Genomic DNA, 19,540 nt, shown 5'->3' on the forward strand with positions numbered 1-19,540 from the left:
CTGCCTCAACATCTCTTCGTGTAACGCATACATTCTGTTTTCGAGCCTTGCCGCAATTGGTAATTAAAGGCAGCGTTGCGTGTTGTACAGCAATAAAAGGAATTTACGATAAGGGCTCAGCATAGCGCTGAAACGGGAAAGCCCCTGGCGAAGCAGGGGCTCTAAAAAGGAAAGGGACGATGATGAGATACGTCATCATGCTGCTGATCCTGTTAATCATCGCTACGCCAGCATATTAACAGAGAGTACGCAGGAGGGAGGTTCGCCTCCCTCACCCTTCACCGAGAAATTTAGGTCAAAAAAGCGACGCTGTCAATCGACAAAACACGGCTACCACTCCCAAATTTTGGACGGCGTCACCACCGCAGGCAGCGGGATATCCCACTCTTCAACTGGCAGTTTTTCTACTAACTGGCAATCATGCGCGTAGCCCACGGGCTGGATCTTATGCTGCTGCCAGTTTTGCAACGTACGGTCATAAAATCCGCCGCCCATCCCCAGGCGCTGCCCGCCTTCGTCAAACGCCACTAATGGCGTTACCAGCACATCCAGCTTTGCCAGCGGCAATACGTCGCGGACATCAAGCCGTGGCTCCCGGATCTTTAAGCGGTTGGTCACCAGCGCACTCTGCGGATGATAGTGCAGGAACAGGAGGTTGCCAGGGCTGAAGGGATGAAGAACCGGAAGGTAGACGCGCTTGCCTGCTCGCCATAGCTGTTCAATCAGCGGCTGGGTGTCGAGTTCGCCATCAAAGGAGAGAAACACGGCGACAGTGTGCGCCATCACGACGGGAGGAAAGCTGAGCATTCGGGCGGCGGCCTGTTGACCAAAGCGGCGTTGCTGCTCTGGCGTCAGCGCACGACGACGTTGCCGAATCATTCGGCGGATTTCTTGTCGTGATAAAGAGAGTTCGGGAAGTTGCGTCATGGCTGTCGCCAGTCAGAAGGGGAATCTCCGAGATGCCGCCGCAGGCTGTAACCCTTGAACCCTTGGTTCAAGGTGAATGTGTCGTCACAGTTTTAAGGCTTCTCGGACGAACCGAGCATGCTCACCAACCGCGGAGCGCCACATTCTTGTGGTATGAAATATCGGCTCAGGGGACTGGCCCGCTTGCAAACATCTCAGAGAAATTCTGTTTTCACAATCACTTTACCATAGTAAAGCGAAAAGTGTTATTCAAAGTTTTGGCCCGTTTTTTCGGTTATGCGACCTTGATCAAGCAACGCCTGTTCGATGGTCTGTTGTAGCATCCGAATACGTTGTTCCATGCTCGCCGCGTAATCGCGGGTCTTCGCTTTTTCCTGAGTTAACTCATAGCTGATATTCAATGCGGCAATGAAAACCAACTGCTCAGTATTTGTGACTCTAGTGCGAACTTTCAGATCTTGCAACCGCTGATTCAGATCGTCCGCAGCCTGATTCAACGCATCCCTTTGGTCAGGCGGGCAATTCACTCGCAGTGAACGGCCAAATATTTGGATATCGACGGGTTGTGCAGACATGCCACCTTCCTGCTGATTGACTGCGCTGCCTTCGTCTCCAGACCCAGGGTCCGCGAAGGGGCGACACTATAGCTACCCTGGTGTGAAGATACAAGCCCTTTTCTGGTTCACCAGGGTCCAAAGTGGTAGCATATCATGAATATCCTCCCTTTGATGACGAATGCTTATGTCTATACAGAACGAAATGCCTGGTTACAACGAAATGAACCGGTTTTTGAATCAACAAGGGGCCGGTCTGACCCCGGCTGAAATGCATGGTTTAATCAGCGGGATGATTTGCGGCGGCAACAACGACAGCTCATGGCAGCCGCTGCTGCACGACCTGACGAACGAAGGTCTGGCCTTCGGGCATGAGCTTGCTCAGGCGCTGCGCAAAATGCACGCGGCGACCAGCGACGCGCTGGAAGACGACGGCTTTCTTTTTCAGCTTTATCTGCCTGAAGGCGACGATGTCAGCGTATTCGATCGCGCAGATGCCTTAGCCGGGTGGGTTAACCACTTTTTGCTTGGCCTCGGCGTAACGCAGCCTAAACTTGATAAAGTCACCGGCGAAACGGGTGAAGCGATTGACGACCTGCGTAATATTGCGCAGCTTGGTTATGATGAGAGCGAAGATCAGGAAGAGCTGGAGATGTCGCTCGAAGAGATCATCGAATATGTCCGTGTTGCGGCGCTGTTATGTCATGACACTTTCACGCGCCAACAGCCGACCGCGCCGGAAGTGCGTAAACCGACGCTACACTAAGAAAAAACGAAATGGAGGCCATGTCATGACTCAGCAGGAATACCAACGCCGTCGCCAGGCATTACTGGCGCAAATGCAGCCCGGCAGCGCCGCGCTGATCTTTGCCGCGCCGGAGGCGACGCGCAGCGCAGACAGTGAATATCCGTATCGCCAGAGTAGCGACTTCTGGTATTTCACCGGTTTTAACGAACCGGAAGCCGTGCTGGTACTGATTAAGAGTGATGACACCCACAACCACAGCGTTTTGTTCAACCGCGTTCGCGACCTGACTGCGGAAATCTGGTTTGGTCGCCGTTTAGGACAGGATGCCGCACCGGAAAAACTGGGCGTTGACCGGGCGCTGGCGTTTAGCGAAATCAACCAGCAACTCTTTCAGTTGCTTAATGGTCTGGATGTGGTGTACCACGCGCAGGGCGAATATGCGTATGCCGACGAGATTGTTCTGGCTGCGCTGGGGAAGCTGCGTAAAGGCTCCCGCCAGAATCTGACCGCGCCGGCCACCATGACTGACTGGCGACCGATCGTCCATGAGATGCGCCTGTTCAAATCGCCGGAAGAGATTGCGGTCATGCGCCGCGCCGGGGAAATTAGCGCTCTGGCGCATATCCGCGCGATGGAAAAATGCCGTCCGGGGATGTTTGAGTATCAGCTGGAGGGTGAAATTCACCACGAATTTAATCGCCATGGCGCGCGCTATCCCTCCTATAACACCATTGTCGGCAGCGGCGAAAATGGCTGTATCCTGCATTACACTGAAAACGAAAGTGAAATGCGCGACGGCGATTTAGTGCTTATCGACGCGGGTTGTGAATATAAAGGTTACGCGGGCGACATCACGCGTACTTTCCCGGTGAACGGGAAATTTACGCCAGCTCAGCGTGAAATTTATGACATCGTTCTGGAATCGCTGGAGACCAGCCTGCGACTGTTCCGTCCTGGTACCTCTATTCAGCAGGTGACCGGCGAAGTCGTGCGCATCATGATAACCGGGCTGGTGAAGTTGGGGATTTTGCAAGGAGAGGTTGATCAACTGATTGCCGAGAATGCGCATCGTCCTTTCTTTATGCATGGCTTGAGCCACTGGCTGGGGCTGGATGTTCATGATGTCGGCGTTTATGGGCCGGATCGCTCCCGCATCCTGGAGCCGGGCATGGTGCTGACCGTAGAGCCAGGCCTCTATATCGCGCCGGATGCCGACGTGCCGGAAGCGTATCGCGGCATTGGCGTTCGAATTGAAGATGACATTGTCATTACCGAAACCGGTAATGAAAACCTGACCGCTGGCGTTGTGAAGAAGGCGGATGACATTGAGGCATTAATGGCGGCGGCGCGGCAGCAATGAGCGTCATTATCGTTGGCGGCGGCATGGCAGGCGCAACGCTGGCGCTGGCCATCTCTCAGTTCAGTCATGGGACGTTGCCGGTACACCTGATTGAAGCGAAAGCGCCTGAAGCCGACGGTCATCCCGGCTTTGACGCCAGAGCGATTGCGCTGGCGGCGGGCACTTGCCAGCAACTGGCGCGAATTGGCGTCTGGCAGGCGATTTCCGATTGCGCAACGGCAATCAACACCGTACACGTCAGCGATCGCGGTCATGTCGGATTTGTGACTCTCGACGCGCAGGATTACAGCCTGGCAGCGTTGGGTCACGTTGCGGAGCTGCATGATATCGGGCTGCGTCTGTTTGCGCTCTTGCGTAAAGCGCCAGGCGTTACGCTGCACTGCCCGGAGCGCGTAGCCAGCGTGTCGCGTACCCAACAGCAAGTTAACGTCACTCTGGAAAACGGCAATGTGATAGCTGGCAGCGTGCTGGTGGCGGCTAACGGTACCCACTCTGCGCTGGCGTCAGCCTGCGGCGTTGACTGGCATCAGGAGCCTTACGAACAGTTAGCGGTGATAGCGAATGTCGCGACCGCTATCCCGCATCAGGGACGCGCCTTTGAACGTTTTACTCCCAATGGCCCGCTGGCGATGTTGCCGATGTCGCATGGCCGATGTTCGCTGGTTTGGTGTCACCCACTCGACCAGCGCGATGAGGTGCTGAGCTGGTCCGACGCGCAGTTCTGCCATGCATTGCAGGCCGCGTTCGGCTGGCGGCTGGGGCGAATTACTCAGGCCGGTAAGCGCAGCGTGTATCCGCTTGCCCTGACTACGGCGGCAAAAGTGTTTACTCACCGGACTGTCATGGTCGGCAATGCGGCGCAGACGTTGCATCCTATCGCCGGACAAGGGTTTAATCTCGGTCTGCGCGATGTCATGAGCCTGGCGGAAACGCTGATCGCGGCACAGGACGCGGGCGAGGATATTGGCGCCTGGCACGTGTTATCGCGCTATCAGCAGCGTCGTCAGGTTGACCGGGATACGACGATTGGCGTAACGAACGGTCTGGTCCATCTGTTTGCAAATCGTTGGGCGCCGCTGGTTATTGGGCGCAATATCGGTTTAATGGCGATGGAATTATTACCGCCTGCGCGCGATGCGCTGGCACAGCGGACCTTAGGTTGGGTTGCGCGTTAAGCCGATCTGTAGGCCGGATAAGGCATTTACGCCGCCATCCGGCATCGTGTTCGTAAAAATACCGGATGGCAGCTTCGCCTTATCCGGCCTACGGTTTTGATTGTTCCGGTTTCCAGGAGTAAATAGTGCAAAGTGTTGATGTAGCAATAGTTGGCGGAGGCATGGTGGGACTGGCTGTCGCCTGCGGCTTGCAGGGGAGCGGTTTGCGCGTTGCGGTACTGGATCACGTTGTCCCCCAGCCGTTGGCGAACGATGCGTCGCCTCAGCTTCGGGTGTCGGCGATTAATGCCGCCAGCGAAAAACTGCTTACCCGTCTTGGCGTATGGTCAAACATTGTGGCGCGACGGGCAAGTTGCTACCACGGTATGGAAGTCTGGGATAAAGACAGCTTTGGCCGTATTACGTTTGATGACGCAAGCATGGGATATAGCCATCTGGGGCATATTGTTGAAAACAGCGTCATTCACTACGCATTGTGGCAAAAAGCGCAGCAAGCGGCGGATATCACCTTAATGGCGCCAGCGGAGTTACAGCAGGTCGCCTGGGGGGAGAACGACGCCTTCCTGACTTTAAAAGACGGCGCGATGTTAACCGCGCGTCTGGTGATTGCCGCGGATGGCGCCAACTCCTGGCTGCGTAACAAAGCGGATATTCCCTTAACTTTCTGGGACTACCGTCACCATGCGCTGGTAGCGACTATCCGCACCGAAGAGCCGCACGGCGCGGTTGCTCGCCAGGTGTTTCATGGTGAAGGTATTCTGGCGTTTTTGCCGTTAAGCGATCCGCATCTGTGTTCCATTGTCTGGTCGCTTTCTCCGCAGGATGCGGAGCGTATGCAACAGAGCGGCGACGAGGCGTTTAACCAGGCGTTGACTATCGCCTTCGATAATCGGCTGGGCTTATGCCGCCTGGAAAGCGAACGGCAGGTTTTTCCGCTGACGGGCCGCTATGCTCGCCAGTTTGCCGCGCATCGTCTGGCGTTGGTCGGCGATGCCGCGCACACCATCCATCCGCTGGCAGGGCAGGGCGTCAACCTCGGCTTTATGGACGCGGCCGAACTGGTGGACGATCTGCGCCGGCTTCAGCGCCAGGGCAAAGACATTGGCCAACATCTTTATCTCCGTCGTTATGAGCGTAGCCGTAAACATAGCGCGGCGATGATGCTTGCCGGGATGCAAGGTTTTCGTGACCTGTTTGCCGGCGAAAACCCGGCAAAAAAATTGCTGCGCGACATCGGGCTGAAACTGGCGGATACGCTCCCCGGCGTCAAACCCCAACTGCTTCGCCAGGCAATGGGGCTAAACGACCTTCCGCAATGGCTTCGTTAAGCGTCTGACTGCACGCCAGCAAGAGTTTGAAACCCGTCACACTTTGCTTTCCCGGCTATCGCGCCGGGGGGCTTTCCTCGTTTGAAATAATCTAATTTCACCGCTTATTTCGCATTATATTTTCTAATGACACTATTTTTGGCGAACGCGATTTTCGACATTTTTTCCGCATTTAATATTAATTTATGTTGTGATAAATCGTATCAGCTTCATTTTTATGGAGGTTATTTAGCGTAATAGTGGTTTTTTGTGCTGATGGGGTTTTGGCGTTTTTTAGTCATAAGCTAATGTGATGGTAAATTCAGCCTTATGGTTTAGCGCCTGGTTCGGTGGTAAGTTCAGGAGCAAGAGAACGTTTGCGTCGGCGCAGGAAAAAGGGCGTCGATGCCAGGTTTCGTGGCGAAGATTTCCCATGAAAATGGTTGTTAGCCCCCGCTAATTCAACGAGGAAAAGATGGCCCAACAGACGCCTTTGTACGAACAACACACGCTATGCGGCGCCCGCATGGTCGATTTTCATGGCTGGATGATGCCCCTGCATTACGGCTCTCAGCTTGATGAACACCACGCTGTGCGCACCGATGCCGGGATGTTTGATGTATCGCATATGACCATTGTCGATCTTCATGGCAGCCGCACACGAGAGTTTCTACGTTATCTGCTGGCCAACGACGTCGCGAAGCTAACGAAGACGGGTAAAGCCCTCTACTCCGGTATGCTTAACGCATCGGGCGGCGTGATTGATGACCTTATCATCTACTACTTCACTGAAGATTTCTTCCGTCTCGTTGTTAACTCCGCCACCCGCGAAAAAGACCTCTCCTGGATTACCCAACACGCTGAACCTTATGCCATCGACATTACCGTTCGTGACGACCTGTCGCTGATTGCGGTACAGGGGCCGAATGCGCAGGAAAAAGCGGCGACTCTGTTTACTGACGAACAGCGCCATGCAGTAGAAGGTATGAAGCCGTTCTTCGGCGTTCAGGTGGGCGATCTGTTTATCGCCACCACCGGTTATACCGGCGAAGCGGGCTATGAAATCGCCATGCCGAATGAAAAAGCGGCGGATTTCTGGCGTGCGCTGGTGGAGGCGGGCGTGAAGCCGTGCGGTCTTGGCGCGCGCGACACGCTGCGTCTGGAAGCTGGCATGAACCTGTACGGTCAGGAGATGGATGAAGGTATCTCTCCGCTGGCGGCTAATATGGGATGGACTATCGCCTGGGAACCTGCTGACCGCGACTTTATTGGCCGTGAGGCGCTGGAGATGCAGCGTGAAAAAGGCCATGAGCAGCTTGTCGGTCTGGTGATGACCGAGAAAGGCGTATTGCGTAATGAACTGCCGGTGCGTTTTACCGATGCGCAGGGCAATCAGCAAGAAGGCATTATCACCAGCGGGACGTTTTCCCCAACGTTGGGCTACAGCATTGCGCTGGCGCGTGTTCCGGCGGGCATCGGCGAGACGGCGATTGTACAAATTCGTAACCGTGAAATGCCGGTAAAAGTGACTAAACCTGTTTTTGTGCGTAACGGCAAAGCCGTCGCGTGATTCATCCTTTTTTGGAGATTAATTGATGAGCAACGTACCCGCAGAACTGAAATACAGCAAAGAACACGAATGGCTGCGTAAAGAAGCGGATGGCACTTACACTGTTGGCATTACTGAACACGCTCAGGAGCTGTTGGGCGATATGGTTTTTGTTGATCTGCCGGAAGTCGGCGCGACCGTAAGCGCGGGCGACGACTGCGCCGTGGCGGAGTCCGTAAAAGCGGCGTCCGACATTTATGCGCCGGTAAGCGGCGAGATCGTGGCGGTAAACGATGCGCTGAGCGACTCCCCGGAGCTGGTGAACAGCGAACCGTATGCCGGTGGCTGGATCTTTAAAATCAAAGCCAGCGATGAAAGCGAACTTGAATCGCTGCTGGATGCCACCGCGTATGAGGCATTGTTAGAAGACGAATAATGTTGTGCCGGATGGCGCTAATGCTTATCCGGCCTACTCACTGCAACGCGAATGATTTTGCGTATTCGTTTTCGCACGCGTAGGCCCGGTAAGCGTCAGCGCCACCGGGCAATTGAGTTAGAGACAATCACGATTCACTGCACGTTTCAGGAACCATCGCCCATGACACAGACGTTAAGCCAGCTTGAAAACCGCGGCGCTTTCATTGAACGCCACATCGGACCGGACGCCGCACAGCAACAAGAGATGCTGAATGCGGTTGGCGCCGAGTCGTTAAACGCGCTGACAGGTCAGATTGTGCCGAAAGACATTCAGCTCGCGACTCCGCCGCAGGTTGGCGAGGCGGCAACCGAATATGCCGCACTGGCGGAATTAAAAGCCATCGCCGGGCGTAACAAGCGCTTCACGTCGTACATTGGCATGGGCTACACCGCCGTGCAGCTACCGCCGGTTATCCTGCGCAACATGCTGGAAAATCCAGGCTGGTACACCGCTTATACCCCGTATCAACCGGAAGTCTCTCAGGGGCGTCTGGAAGCGCTGCTCAACTTCCAACAGGTGACGCTGGACCTGACGGGGCTGGACATGGCTTCCGCCTCGCTGCTGGATGAAGCGACCGCCGCCGCTGAAGCGATGGCGATGGCAAAGCGCGTCAGCAAACTGAAAAATGCCAACCGGTTCTTTGTCGCCTCTGATGTCCATCCGCAAACTCTGGACGTCGTGCGTACTCGCGCCGAAACCTTTGGCTTTGACGTCATTGTGGATGACGCGGCGAAAGCACTGGATCACCAGGATGTGTTTGGCGTGCTGTTGCAGCAGGTTGGCTCCACGGGCGAAATTCACGATTACAGCGCGCTGATTAGCGAACTCAAAGCCCGTAAAGTGATTGTCAGCGTCGCCGCCGACTTTATGGCGCTGGTGCTGCTTACCGCGCCGGGTAAACAGGGCGCGGACATTGTTTTCGGCTCTGCGCAACGCTTCGGCGTACCGATGGGGTACGGTGGCCCGCATGCGGCGTTCTTTGCCGCCAAAGACGAATTTAAACGCTCCATGCCAGGCCGTATTATCGGCGTCTCAAAAGATGCGGCGGGCAATACCGCACTGCGCATGGCGATGCAGACTCGCGAGCAGCATATCCGTCGTGAGAAAGCGAACTCCAACATTTGTACCTCGCAGGTACTGCTGGCTAACATCGCCAGTCTGTATGCCGTTTATCATGGTCCGGTTGGTCTGAAGCGCATCGCTAATCGTATCCACCGCCTGACCGATATTCTGGCGGCAGGTCTGCAACAGAAAGGCTTAAAGCTGCGTCATGCGCACTACTTCGACACCCTGTGTGTGGAAGTGGCTGATAAAGCTGCGGTACTGGCGCGTGCGGAAGCGGCAGAGATCAATCTGCGCAGCGATATTCATAACGCGGTTGGTATTACGCTCGATGAAACCACCACCCGTGAGAATGTGGCGCAGTTGTTCAATGTTTTGCTGGGCGGCAGCCACGGTCTGAACATTGAAACACTGGATAAAGACGTGGCGCTTGATAGCCGTTCCATTCAGCAAAGTATGCTGCGTGACGATGCGATTCTGACGCATCCGGTATTTAACCGTTACCACAGCGAAACCGAGATGATGCGCTATATGCACTCGCTGGAGCGTAAAGATCTGGCGCTGAACCAGGCGATGATCCCGCTGGGTTCCTGCACCATGAAGCTGAACGCCGCCGCCGAGATGATTCCTATCACCTGGCCGGAATTCGCTGAACTGCACCCGTTCTGCCCGCCGGAACAGGCCGAAGGATATCATCAGATGATTAGCCAGCTTTCTGACTGGCTGGTGAAACTCACCGGGTACGACGCCGTCTGTATGCAGCCTAACTCCGGCGCACAGGGGGAATACGCGGGGCTGCTGGCGATTCGTCACTATCACGAAAGCCGCAACGAAGGGCATCGCGATATCTGCCTGATCCCGGCCTCTGCTCACGGCACTAACCCTGCTTCTGCACATATGGCAGGAATGCAGGTGGTGGTGGTCGCCTGTGATAAGAACGGCAACATCGACCTGGACGATCTGCGGGCAAAAGCAGAACAACATGCTGCGAACCTCTCTTGCATCATGGTGACTTATCCTTCCACCCACGGCGTCTATGAAGAAACGATCCGTGAAGTGTGTGAAGTTGTGCACCAGTTCGGCGGTCAGGTTTACCTTGACGGCGCGAACATGAACGCCCAGGTCGGCATTACCTCACCGGGCTTTATTGGCGCGGACGTTTCGCATCTTAACCTGCATAAAACTTTCTGCATTCCGCACGGCGGCGGTGGCCCAGGCATGGGACCGATCGGCGTGAAAGCGCATCTGGCACCGTTCGTACCGGGCCATAGCGTGGTGCAAATCGAAGGCATGTTAACCCGTCAGGGCGCGGTTTCTGCGGCGCCGTTCGGTAGTGCCTCTATCCTGCCAATCAGCTGGATGTACATCCGCATGATGGGCGCAGAAGGCCTGAAGCAGGCAAGTCAGGTCGCGATTCTTAACGCTAACTACATTGCCAGCCGTCTGAAAGATGCCTATCCGGTACTGTATACTGGTCGCGATGGCCGTGTGGCGCACGAATGTATTCTTGATATTCGCCCATTGAAAGAAGAAACCGGCATCAGCGAGCTGGATATTGCCAAGCGTCTGATCGACTACGGTTTCCATGCGCCAACCATGTCGTTCCCGGTGGCGGGCACGCTGATGGTAGAGCCGACGGAATCTGAAGGTAAGGCTGAGCTGGATCGCTTTATCGATGCGATGCTGGCTATTCGCGCAGAGATTGACCAGGTGAAAGCGGGTGTCTGGCCGCTGGAAGATAACCCGCTGGTGAACGCGCCGCACATTCAGAGCGAACTGGTCGCCGAGTGGGCGCATCCGTACAGCCGTGAAGTTGCCGTATTCCCGGCAGGCGTGGCAGACAAATACTGGCCGACGGTGAAACGTCTGGATGATGTTTATGGCGACCGTAACCTGTTCTGCTCCTGCGTACCGATTAGCGACTACCAGTAATTTACTGATTCGACTGTTTTCTAAAGGCGCTTCGGCGCCTTTTCAGCTTGTTAATAAAGTGCGCTTTGTTTATGTCGGATGCAGTGTGAGTGCCTTATTCAGGCTACAAAGTGTTAATAATTCAATATATTACACTAAATCGTTGGCTCCTGTCAGGCAACCTGGCGTTTGTATCAGTGTATTAGCCAGAATTAAATTACCGCTTTTTTAGAGCCTAATGATTCATTGTGCATCATTTTTACCTTGCTGTTATTTAATCAAAACAACACAGTATATTTACATGTAGTTACAAATAGTTTCTCTCCGGAATCGTTATTTACCTCTCAATATAGTTACAAAAATTTCCGTATATTAAATTCATCAAGTTGTTAATTTAAATTATAAATTAAAAATAAACATAAATAACGTAAATATTTATTAACTTAGCGCTTTGTTTTTTATACCTGGAGGGAATAATGAAACGATTTATATTTCTGCCATTAATGACATATTTTCTATTAATGAATGCAATGGCAGCTAACGGAGAAAATAATCCCAGTAATCTATTAGGTGCACCAGTTAATACTGCTATTTCTGGTGGTTCAGTATTGCCGGAAGGAAAGTTATTAACCGCCGTGAATAGCTCATTTCGCGATAAAGATCATCAAATCGAGGGGCACGGAAGTCCGGATGTTTACTCCCAGATATGGTTATTGAAGATTCGTTACGGTTTGACCGACAGACTGGAATTATCAACTGTGGGTTCCTATATCAATAACAAACGAGACAATCTGTCTCCTGAGCACATAGAGGGAATGGGCGACCAATCAGTGGGGGTCAATTATGCTTTAATGAGCCAGCGAAGAGGTGATCCGTTTTGGGTTACGGTAGGTGGGGCAGTATTACTACCCACCGGGCAAGATGGAGATAATCATTTGCCTGGGAATAGCGCCTGGGGAGGAAGAGTAACACTCACTTTAACAAAATTATTTACTCCTAACATTAAAGGGGATATGGGTTTTGTCTATCAGGGACCATTTGAGCGCGGTAACCAGGACGTGAAACGAGGTAACGAATTCCAGTGGAATACCCAGGTGCGGTATATGTTTAGCGATTTACCGCTGGATCTTGGTCTGGAAAGTGCCTACAGCAATAATGCCTCTGGAACGAAAAAACTGTCTAATGGCAGCGTAATTAATAACCATTCTGGAACTACCGAATGGGTTGTTGGTCCGTCATTTAATATTGCCGTCGATTCACTGAAATTATGGTTTGGTGCCGGAGCCTTCTTCCCGGTAATGCAGGAAGCGAAGTCGCCAACCAAAATGGAAGATGTACGCTGGGAATTTAAAATAGGTAAGACCTGGTAAGACTCGTTCAAAGTGTTACCCGCCGACTGGCGGGTAACGTGCAGGAGTTAAAGCTTCTCGCCGTTGCTGGCAATCACCTCTTTGTACCAGTTGAAGCTCTTCTTACGCGAACGCGACATATCGCCCGTACCGTCATCGTGCTTGTTCACGTAGATGAAGCCGTAGCGCTTGCTGTACTGACCGGTGGTGAACGACACGCAGTCGATGCAGCCCCACGGCGTGTAGCCCATCAGGTCGACACCATCGTAAGTCACCGCTTTTTTCATCTCTTCAATATGGGCGCGCAGGTAGTCAATTCGGTAGTCGTCGTTGATGCTGCCATCTTCTTCTACTTTGTCGTAAGCACCAAAACCGTTTTCGACAATAAACAGCGGCTTTTGATAGCGTTCGTACAGTTCACACAATGAATAACGCAGGCCCACCGGATCAATCTGCCAGCCCCAGTCAGATGCTTTAACATAGGGGTTCGGTACGCTGCCTTCAAAACCGGAAATCGCATCGCCGCTACCGCCTTCGGCTTTGACCGCGTTGGTCATGTAATAACTGAAACCAAGATAATCGCAGGTGCCTTCGCGCAGCACTTCAAGATCGCCATCTTCCATTTTGATGTTAAATCCGCGGCGCTCCCACTCGTTCAACACATAGGACGGGTAATAGCCGCGCAGCTGCACATCGGTAAAGACGTAGCGTTCACGCATCGACTCCTGAGCAAACATCACATCTTCTGGTTTACAGGAGAAAGGATACAGCGCGACCATCGCCAGCATACAACCCACTTTCATCTGCGGGTTAATGCGACGTGCCGCTTTTACCGCCAGCGCGCTGGCGACAAACTGATGATGTAAGACCTGATACATGGTTTCTTCTGGATTCTCATGCTCGGTATACACCACGCCGGAACAGCAGTAGCCAAACAGCGGCGCGCGCCAGTTTCGCTGGTTGTTAATTTCGTTGAAGGTCATCCAGTATTTGACCTTATGTTTGTAGCGTTCAAACACGACTTCAGCAAAACGGACAAAGAAATCAACGACCTTACGATTGGTCCAGCCGCCGTAGTGCTGTACCAGATGTAATGGCATTTCAAAGTGGGAAAGGGTGATGACCGGTTCGATGTTGTATTTGAGTAACTCATCAAACATGTCGTCGTAGAATTTCAGACCGGCCTCGTTTGGCTGGGATTCGTCGCCATTCGGGAAGATACGCGTCCAGGCAATAGAGGTACGGAAGCATTTGAACCCCATTTCGGCGAAAAGACGGATGTCTTCTTTGTAATGTCCGTAAAAATCCACCGCCTCGTGGTTCGGATAGTATTTGCCAGCAACGACATTCTGGGTGATTTCGCGTGGCACGCCGTGTGCGCCGCCGGTTAGCACGTCGCAGATGCTGGGGCCTTTACCGTCTTTATTCCAGCCGCCTTCAACCTGGTGTGCAGCAACCGCGCCGCCCCATAAAAAATCTTTTGGCAAGGTGAGTTTTCTCATTGTTGCATAATCTCAATTTATTTAGTCTGTTATCATTCATTCTGCACCAAATGACATGTAAAGCGTACGCAAAATTCCAGGGTGCTCGCGTGTCGGGACAAGAACATATTCAGATCGTAACATTCACTTCAACGGGGCATATTCAAGGGATAACCACATGCAGCCAAACGACATTACTTTCTTTCAACGTTTCCAGAATGACATTCTGGCAGGGCGTAAAACCATCACTATTCGTGATGCCTCCGAGTCCCACTTTAAAGCAGGCGATGTGCTACGCGTGGGGCGGTTCGAAGATGATGGCTATTTTTGCACAATTGAAGTGACAGGAACGTCAACTGTGACGCTGGATACGCTGAACGAAAAACATGCGCAACAGGAAAATATGTCGCTTGATGAGCTGAAACGGGTCATTGCTGAAATCTATCCCAACCAGACGCAATTTTATGTGATTGATTTTAAATGCCTTTGATAAATATGAACGCGTGTTAGTTGAGTTTCTGTGATTAAATTATTGAATAAGAAAGAAAATTTAATTTTGCGAATTTATTTTAGCTAACATGTGTTCACTGGAACCATTCTCAGTTACGCTAGAGGCGAAGTTCATCGTTATGAACGTTTCTCCGGAGTAAGTTATGGTGCAAAAACCATTAATGACGCAGGGATATTCGCTGGCTGAGGAAATCGCCAACAGTATTAGCCACGGCATTGGATTGGTATTTGGTATTGTCGGCCTGGTGCTGTTGTTGGTTCAGGCGGTAGAGGCGAATGCGGGTATGACGGCTATCGCCAGCTACAGTTTATATGGCGGGAGCATGATCCTGCTTTTTCTTGCCTCAACGCTTTATCATGCCATTCCTCATCAGCGGGCAAAAATCTGGTTAAAGAAATTTGATCACTGCGCTATCTATCTGCTCATTGCCGGAACCTATACGCCATTTCTGCTGGTAGGTCTGGATTCGCCGCTGGCGCGCGGACTAATGATTGTGATCTGGAGCCTGGCGCTATTCGGTATCCTCTTCAAGTTGACGATTGCGCACCGATTTAAAGTGCTTTCACTGGTTACGTATCTGGCAATGGGCTGGCTGTCGCTGATAGTGGTTTATCAGTTGGCGATTAAGCTGGCGATAGGCGGCGTGACGCTGCTGGCGGTAGGTGGCGTCGTTTACTCGCTAGGCGTAATTTTCTATGTTTGCAAACGCATACCTTATAACCACGCCATCTGGCATGGCTTTGTGCTGGGCGGCAGCGTGTGCCACTTCCTGGCCATCTATTTGTATGTGGGACAGGCATAATTCCCGGATGCCCGTGCCGGATGGCGGCGCTGTCGTACCTTATCCGGCCTACGAGAACAGCACGTGCGAGCCTGATGGCGTTGCGCTATCAGGCTATCCGGCTTTTAACGTGATATCACTCTTCCAGCGAGTAGGGCAGCGGGACGATATGCAGGGTGTTGGCATCGTCGCGAACGCGGAAGACGCTTTCGGCTTCTAAATCGTTATTCATGACGGCCTGAACCAGTAACTGACCATCGTCCAACTGCGTCGCCGCCAGAATAGCGCCGGTACGACGCCAGTTCTCGCCCATCTGTAGCTCCAGATCTTCTCCTGCTTCCGGTACCCGGCTGGCTTTGCCCGCCAGCAACCAAAGCGCGCGTTTATTGGCGCCGCGGAATTTTGCCCGTGCGACCATCTCCTGTCCGGTGTAGCAGCCTTTCTTGAAGCTGATGCCGCCCAGCGCCTGTAGGTTAGTCGCCTGGGGGATAAACTGACCGCTGTTCGCCGCGTCAATCACCGGAATGCCTGCTTCAATATCCAACGCCAGCCACTGTTGACTGTTATTCAGTTCGGCTTCGCCATGCAACTTCTCCGTTAACATGTTAGCCGTCGCGACATCGGTGACAAGCAGGAATCGTTCCGCAGGATGTTCAAACCATAGCAGCGTGGAGGCGCCGTCTCTGACCACCTGATTTTCGCTATTGGGCAGTTCGCTAAAGACATTAGCCAGCGCCGCGCGGGCCTGAAAACCTGCCACGCCAAGCAATACGCGTTCGTCATCCGGCGCGATGACTACTTTGGAAAATACGGCGTACTTTTTCAGCTCCGTTAATTGCGCTTCACGCACGCTACGGCGTTCAATCCAGGCGAAACCGTCGCGCTCACGGAACAGGCGCAGAGTGCTCCACATCTTACCTTTAGCATCGCAGTGGGCGGCGAGAAGGTGTTGCTGTTCAGTCATCTGGCTTACGTCAGCGGTGACCTGGCCCTGAATATACTTTTCACTGTCTACGCCGGTAATGGTCGACAGCGCCCAGTCGTCAAGCGCGATCAGCGTCAGCGGCAGGCGGGCTGACGATGAAGGATGACGTGGTGGAAAGGAGATAAAAGCCATAAATAATGTCCTGGTTAGCTGCAACAATAATGGTTAATGGTAAAAGAGCCATCGGTCATTGCAAGTGCTTTAAATAGCCCATTGAGAGCGGATTGATCGTTTTGCGAGGCGGTATCCAAAACGGATGAACATATTGATTCCCAGCCTTTTATTTCGCGATCGCGTTCCAGATTACTGAGATTCCCGTAAAACAACGCCAAAAACACGTTACAATAGCCCGGTACTTCATTTTCGCGAGGCAGGAAGAACATGGATATTCACAATAAAGCACGTATTCACTGGGCATGTCGTCGCGGTATGCGCGAACTTGATATTTCCATCATGCCGTTTTTTGAACATGAGTACGATAGTTTAAGTGATGAAGAAAAGCGTATTTTTGTCCGTTTGTTGCAGAGTGACGACCCGGATTTATTTAACTGGTTAATGAATCACGGTAAACCGGCTGACGCTGAACTGGAACAGATGGTCCGACTCATTCAGACACGGAATCGGGAACGTGGTCCTGTGGCAATCTGATTTACGCGTCTCATGGCGCGCTCAGTGGATCTCATTGCTCATTCATGGGCTGGTTGCCGCGGTGATTTTATTGATGCCCTGGCCGCTGAGTTATACCCCGTTATGGATGATACTACTGTCGCTGGTCGTGTTTGACTGTGTACGTAGCCAGCGCAGGATTAATACCTGCCAGGGAGAGATCAAGCTACTCATGGACGGGCGCTTACGCTGGCAGGGGCAGGACTGGACGCTCTTGCGTCCGCCCTGGTTACTGAAGAGCGGGATGGTGTTGCGTTTACGCGCAGAGTCTGGACGTCATCAGCATTTATGGCTGGCGGCGGATAGCATGGAAGAAGCGGAATGGCGTGAGTTGCGTCGGATACTGTTACAGCAGCCGATATCAGGCCAACACTAACGGAACGGCGTAAACGCGGTTCCGTCGAGAGGGAAGTACAGCGAGTAAGGTTTCAGGCGTAGTGTTCGGCCATTTCGCCGAGAATTTGTTCACACCAGGTCTGTATACGCTCATCGCTGAGATCGTACTGGTTCGTTTCATCCAGCGCCAGGCCGACAAACAGTTGCCCATCCGCAATGACCGGTTTATTGCTGGTAAATTCGTAGCCTTCTGTGGGCCAGTAGCCGACAAATTTAACGCCTTTGAGGGCAAGTTTGTCATGCAACATACCCAGCGCATCCAGGAACCACTCGCCGTAGCCGAGCTGGTCGCCCATACCGTAAAGCGCAACGATTTTGCCTTCCAGATTGAGATCGTCCAGTTGCTCCCAGACGGCTTCCCAGTCCTCCTGAATTTCGCCAAAATCCCAGGTGGGGATGCCTAAAATGAGCACGTCGTACTGCTCCATTAAGGCGGGGGCGTCATCCTTGAGGTTATGTAATGTCACCAGCTCCGGGCCGAGGATATCGCGAATTTTCTCTGCGGCCATCTCGGTGTAGCACGTGCTGGAACCGTAAAAAAGACCCATGTTCATTACGTTACATCTCGATTCTGCTATAGCGTTGCGGGTAGTGTAACAGAATCACTGCATTCACGGCACAATGAGGCATAATGCACCAAAAGTAAGCGTGAAGTAGGGAGCGCGAATGGAACAGGATTTAGCGCGTATTGAGCAGTTTCTGGATGCCCTGTGGCTGGAACGAAATCTGGCGGAAAATACATTAAGCGCGTATCGTCGCGATTTATCGATGGTCGTTGCGTGGTTGCATCATCGCGGAAAAACGCTTGCGACGGCGCAGGCTGATGATTTACAAACGCTATTGGCTGAACGGGTGGAGGGCGGATACAAAGCGACCAGCTCCGCACGCCTGTTAAGCGCTATGCGGCGCTTTTTCCAGCATCTGTACCGTGAAAAGTATCGTGAGGATGATCCGAGCGCGCAGTTGGCCTCGCCTAAGCTTCCGCAGCGTTTACCGAAAGATCTTAGCGAGGCGCAGGTTGAACGGCTCTTGCAGGCGCCGCTTATTGATCAACCTTTGGAGCTGCGCGATAAAGCTATGTTGGAAGTGCTGTATGCCACCGGTTTGCGCGTGTCGGAACTGGTGGGGCTGACAATGAGCGATATCAGTCTGCGGCAGGGCGTGGTGCGGGTTATCGGTAAAGGCAATAAAGAGCGGTTGGTGCCGTTAGGTGAAGAGGCGGTATATTGGCTGGAAACGTATCTGGAGCATGGGCGTCCCTGGTTACTCAATGGCGTATCGATTGACGTATTATTCCCCAGCCAGCGTGCGCAGCAGATGACGCGGCAGACCTTCTGGCACCGTATTAAACATTATGCGGTACTGGCTGGAATCGATAGCGAAAAACTATCGCCGCATGTTTTACGTCACGCTTTCGCCACGCATTTGCTGAATCACGGTGCCGACTTGCGCGTTGTACAAATGCTACTTGGGCATAGCGATCTTTCGACGACACAAATTTATACGCATGTCGCAACGGAGCGTTTGCGTCAACTTCATCAACAGCACCATCCGCGGGCATGAGTGCTGACAGGAAAGGATAGTTTATGAAAAAGCGTTTTATGATGTTCACTTTACTGGCGGCGGCGTTTTCAGGCGTGGCCCATGCGGATGATGCGGCTATCCGTCAGTCGCTGGCTAAGCTGGGCGTTCAGAGTACGGAAATTCAGGCCTCGCCAGTGGCAGGGATGAAAACCGTCCTCACTCACAGCGGCGTACTGTACGTCACTGATGACGGCAAACATATTATTCAAGGGCCGATGTATGACGTGAGCGGCGCGCATCCGGTAAACGTGACGAACAAACTGCTGATGAGCCAGCTAAATGCGCTGGAAAAAGAGATGATCGTCTATAAAGCGCCGGATGAGAAACATGTCATTACTGTTTTTACCGATATCACCTGCGGCTATTGTCATAAGCTACATGAAGAGATGAAAGATTATAACGCGCTGGGGATCACGGTACGTTATCTGGCCTTCCCGCGCCAGGGGCTGGAAAGCCAGGCGGAGCAGGATATGAAATCTATCTGGTGCGCCAAAGACAAAAACAAAGCGTTTGATGACGCCATGGCAGGTAAGGGCGTGAAACCGGCAAGCTGTGACGTGAACATTGCTGATCATTATGCGTTGGGCGTGCAGTTGGGCGTCAGCGGTACGCCAGCCATTGTATTGAGTAACGGCTATGTGGTGCCTGGCTATCAGGGACCGAAAGAGATGAAAGCGTTTCTTGATGAGCATCAAAAACAGACCAGTGGTAAATAA

General features: G+C 52.8%; 19 protein-coding genes and 1 other RNA gene. 14 read left to right on the forward strand and 6 right to left on the reverse strand.

Translation table 11 applies throughout. From position 1 onward, the window contains the following. Positions 1-330: 330 nt before the first annotated feature. The 3 genes from J1G48_RS03895 to zapA all read right to left on the reverse strand — a co-directional run bounded on the left by J1G48_RS03895 (position 331) and on the right by zapA (position 1,502). Positions 331-927 (reverse strand): 5-formyltetrahydrofolate cyclo-ligase, encoded by a 597-nt coding sequence (locus J1G48_RS03895; RefSeq protein WP_001574944.1) that lies wholly within the window; start codon positions 925-927, stop codon positions 331-333. A gap of 20 nt (positions 928-947) precedes the next feature. Then, positions 948-1,131: non-coding RNA, 6S RNA (ssrS, locus tag J1G48_RS03900), on the reverse strand. A 41-nt stretch (positions 1,132-1,172) separates the two neighbouring features. Beyond that, positions 1,173-1,502, reverse strand: coding sequence for a cell division protein ZapA (gene zapA / locus J1G48_RS03905; RefSeq protein WP_001276011.1), 330 nt, complete (start codon positions 1,500-1,502; stop codon positions 1,173-1,175). A gap of 166 nt (positions 1,503-1,668) precedes the next feature. Between zapA and J1G48_RS03910 the strand changes: the two genes are divergently transcribed. From J1G48_RS03910 to J1G48_RS03945, 8 genes are all read left to right on the forward strand, one after another. Next, positions 1,669-2,247 carry a YecA family protein gene (locus J1G48_RS03910; RefSeq protein WP_000027236.1) on the forward strand — a complete coding sequence of 193 codons (579 nt, stop codon included), beginning with the start codon at positions 1,669-1,671 and terminating at the stop codon, positions 2,245-2,247. A gap of 25 nt (positions 2,248-2,272) precedes the next feature. Next, positions 2,273-3,589 (forward strand): Xaa-Pro aminopeptidase, encoded by a 1,317-nt coding sequence (pepP, locus tag J1G48_RS03915; RefSeq protein ID WP_000193689.1) that lies wholly within the window; start codon positions 2,273-2,275, stop codon positions 3,587-3,589. After that, on the forward strand, positions 3,586-4,764 hold the full coding sequence (ubiH, locus tag J1G48_RS03920; protein WP_000111149.1) for a 2-octaprenyl-6-methoxyphenyl hydroxylase: 1,179 nt from the start codon (positions 3,586-3,588) through the stop codon (positions 4,762-4,764). The genes pepP and ubiH overlap by 4 nt, the downstream gene beginning before the upstream one ends. 125 nt (positions 4,765-4,889) lie before the next feature. Continuing rightward, complete coding sequence (gene ubiI / locus J1G48_RS03925) at positions 4,890-6,092, forward strand: FAD-dependent 2-octaprenylphenol hydroxylase (protein ID WP_001192149.1); 1,203 nt, start codon at positions 4,890-4,892, stop codon at positions 6,090-6,092. 454 nt (positions 6,093-6,546) lie between these two features. Further along, positions 6,547-7,641: a glycine cleavage system aminomethyltransferase GcvT gene (gene gcvT, locus J1G48_RS03930; protein WP_000068731.1), complete on the forward strand. Its 1,095-nt coding sequence runs from the start codon at positions 6,547-6,549 to the stop codon at positions 7,639-7,641. Positions 7,642-7,666: 25 nt separating this feature from the next. Next, a complete protein-coding gene (gene gcvH, locus J1G48_RS03935) occupies positions 7,667-8,056 on the forward strand; it encodes a glycine cleavage system protein GcvH (RefSeq protein ID WP_001295377.1) in 390 nt (129 codons plus the stop codon). 162 nt (positions 8,057-8,218) lie between these two features. Further along, positions 8,219-11,092 carry an aminomethyl-transferring glycine dehydrogenase gene (gene gcvP / locus J1G48_RS03940; RefSeq protein ID WP_000194966.1) on the forward strand — a complete coding sequence of 958 codons (2,874 nt, stop codon included), beginning with the start codon at positions 8,219-8,221 and terminating at the stop codon, positions 11,090-11,092. 455 nt (positions 11,093-11,547) lie between these two features. Then, positions 11,548-12,441, forward strand: coding sequence for a transporter (locus J1G48_RS03945; protein WP_000819375.1), 894 nt, complete (start codon positions 11,548-11,550; stop codon positions 12,439-12,441). Between the two features lie 47 nt (positions 12,442-12,488). Here J1G48_RS03945 and bglA read toward each other — a convergent pair whose 3' ends face one another. Then, on the reverse strand, positions 12,489-13,922 hold the full coding sequence (bglA, locus tag J1G48_RS03950) for a 6-phospho-beta-glucosidase BglA (RefSeq protein WP_001230141.1): 1,434 nt from the start codon (positions 13,920-13,922) through the stop codon (positions 12,489-12,491). A 157-nt stretch (positions 13,923-14,079) separates the two neighbouring features. Between bglA and yqfB the strand changes: the two genes are divergently transcribed. Both yqfB and J1G48_RS03960 read left to right on the forward strand, forming a co-directional pair. Further along, positions 14,080-14,391, forward strand: a complete 312-nt coding sequence (gene yqfB, locus J1G48_RS03955) for a N(4)-acetylcytidine aminohydrolase (RefSeq protein WP_001182976.1) — start codon at positions 14,080-14,082, stop codon at positions 14,389-14,391. A gap of 163 nt (positions 14,392-14,554) precedes the next feature. Next, on the forward strand, positions 14,555-15,214 hold the full coding sequence (locus tag J1G48_RS03960; RefSeq protein WP_000250289.1) for a hemolysin III family protein: 660 nt from the start codon (positions 14,555-14,557) through the stop codon (positions 15,212-15,214). Positions 15,215-15,329: 115 nt separating this feature from the next. Here the strand turns inward: J1G48_RS03960 and ygfZ are convergent, their stop codons facing one another. Further along, complete coding sequence (gene ygfZ / locus J1G48_RS03965; RefSeq protein WP_000874176.1) at positions 15,330-16,310, reverse strand: tRNA-modifying protein YgfZ; 981 nt, start codon at positions 16,308-16,310, stop codon at positions 15,330-15,332. Positions 16,311-16,559: 249 nt separating this feature from the next. Here ygfZ and sdhE point away from each other — a divergent pair, with 249 nt between their 5' ends. Beyond that, positions 16,560-16,826, forward strand: a complete 267-nt coding sequence (sdhE, locus tag J1G48_RS03970; protein WP_000351186.1) for an FAD assembly factor SdhE — start codon at positions 16,560-16,562, stop codon at positions 16,824-16,826. Beyond that, complete coding sequence (locus J1G48_RS03975; RefSeq protein ID WP_000244756.1) at positions 16,807-17,220, forward strand: protein YgfX; 414 nt, start codon at positions 16,807-16,809, stop codon at positions 17,218-17,220. Before sdhE ends, J1G48_RS03975 begins: the two co-directional genes overlap by 20 nt. Before the next feature lie 52 nt (positions 17,221-17,272). Here the strand turns inward: J1G48_RS03975 and fldB are convergent, their stop codons facing one another. Next, positions 17,273-17,794, reverse strand: coding sequence for a flavodoxin FldB (gene fldB / locus J1G48_RS03980; RefSeq protein WP_001055885.1), 522 nt, complete (start codon positions 17,792-17,794; stop codon positions 17,273-17,275). 112 nt (positions 17,795-17,906) lie between these two features. Here fldB and xerD point away from each other — a divergent pair, with 112 nt between their 5' ends. Then, positions 17,907-18,803, forward strand: a complete 897-nt coding sequence (gene xerD, locus J1G48_RS03985; RefSeq protein ID WP_000434302.1) for a site-specific tyrosine recombinase XerD — start codon at positions 17,907-17,909, stop codon at positions 18,801-18,803. A gap of 23 nt (positions 18,804-18,826) precedes the next feature. Next, complete coding sequence (gene dsbC / locus J1G48_RS03990) at positions 18,827-19,540, forward strand: bifunctional protein-disulfide isomerase/oxidoreductase DsbC (RefSeq protein ID WP_000745614.1); 714 nt, start codon at positions 18,827-18,829, stop codon at positions 19,538-19,540.

Source organism: Salmonella sp. SAL-020 (genome assembly GCF_017372215.1).
In the GTDB taxonomy this organism is placed as follows: Bacteria; Pseudomonadota; Gammaproteobacteria; order Enterobacterales; family Enterobacteriaceae; genus Salmonella; species Salmonella enterica.

Bases quoted from the DNA above. Each gene is read 5' to 3' on its own strand.
- J1G48_RS03895 (WP_001574944.1), bottom strand. From the start codon at position 927: ATGACGCAACTTCCCGAACTCTCTTTATCACGACAAGAAATCCGCCGA.
- zapA (WP_001276011.1), bottom strand. From the start codon at position 1,502: ATGTCTGCACAACCCGTCGATATCCAAATATTTGGCCGTTCACTGCGA.
- J1G48_RS03910 (WP_000027236.1), top strand. From the start codon at position 1,669: ATGTCTATACAGAACGAAATGCCTGGTTACAACGAAATGAACCGGTTT.
- pepP (WP_000193689.1), top strand. From the start codon at position 2,273: ATGACTCAGCAGGAATACCAACGCCGTCGCCAGGCATTACTGGCGCAA.
- ubiH (WP_000111149.1), top strand. From the start codon at position 3,586: ATGAGCGTCATTATCGTTGGCGGCGGCATGGCAGGCGCAACGCTGGCG.
- gcvT (WP_000068731.1), top strand. From the start codon at position 6,547: ATGGCCCAACAGACGCCTTTGTACGAACAACACACGCTATGCGGCGCC.
- gcvH (WP_001295377.1), top strand. From the start codon at position 7,667: ATGAGCAACGTACCCGCAGAACTGAAATACAGCAAAGAACACGAATGG.
- gcvP (WP_000194966.1), top strand. From the start codon at position 8,219: ATGACACAGACGTTAAGCCAGCTTGAAAACCGCGGCGCTTTCATTGAA.
- J1G48_RS03945 (WP_000819375.1), top strand. From the start codon at position 11,548: ATGAAACGATTTATATTTCTGCCATTAATGACATATTTTCTATTAATG.
- bglA (WP_001230141.1), bottom strand. From the start codon at position 13,922: ATGAGAAAACTCACCTTGCCAAAAGATTTTTTATGGGGCGGCGCGGTT.
- yqfB (WP_001182976.1), top strand. From the start codon at position 14,080: ATGCAGCCAAACGACATTACTTTCTTTCAACGTTTCCAGAATGACATT.
- J1G48_RS03960 (WP_000250289.1), top strand. From the start codon at position 14,555: ATGGTGCAAAAACCATTAATGACGCAGGGATATTCGCTGGCTGAGGAA.
- ygfZ (WP_000874176.1), bottom strand. From the start codon at position 16,310: ATGGCTTTTATCTCCTTTCCACCACGTCATCCTTCATCGTCAGCCCGC.
- sdhE (WP_000351186.1), top strand. From the start codon at position 16,560: ATGGATATTCACAATAAAGCACGTATTCACTGGGCATGTCGTCGCGGT.
- fldB (WP_001055885.1), bottom strand. From the start codon at position 17,794: ATGAACATGGGTCTTTTTTACGGTTCCAGCACGTGCTACACCGAGATG.
- xerD (WP_000434302.1), top strand. From the start codon at position 17,907: ATGGAACAGGATTTAGCGCGTATTGAGCAGTTTCTGGATGCCCTGTGG.
- dsbC (WP_000745614.1), top strand. From the start codon at position 18,827: ATGAAAAAGCGTTTTATGATGTTCACTTTACTGGCGGCGGCGTTTTCA.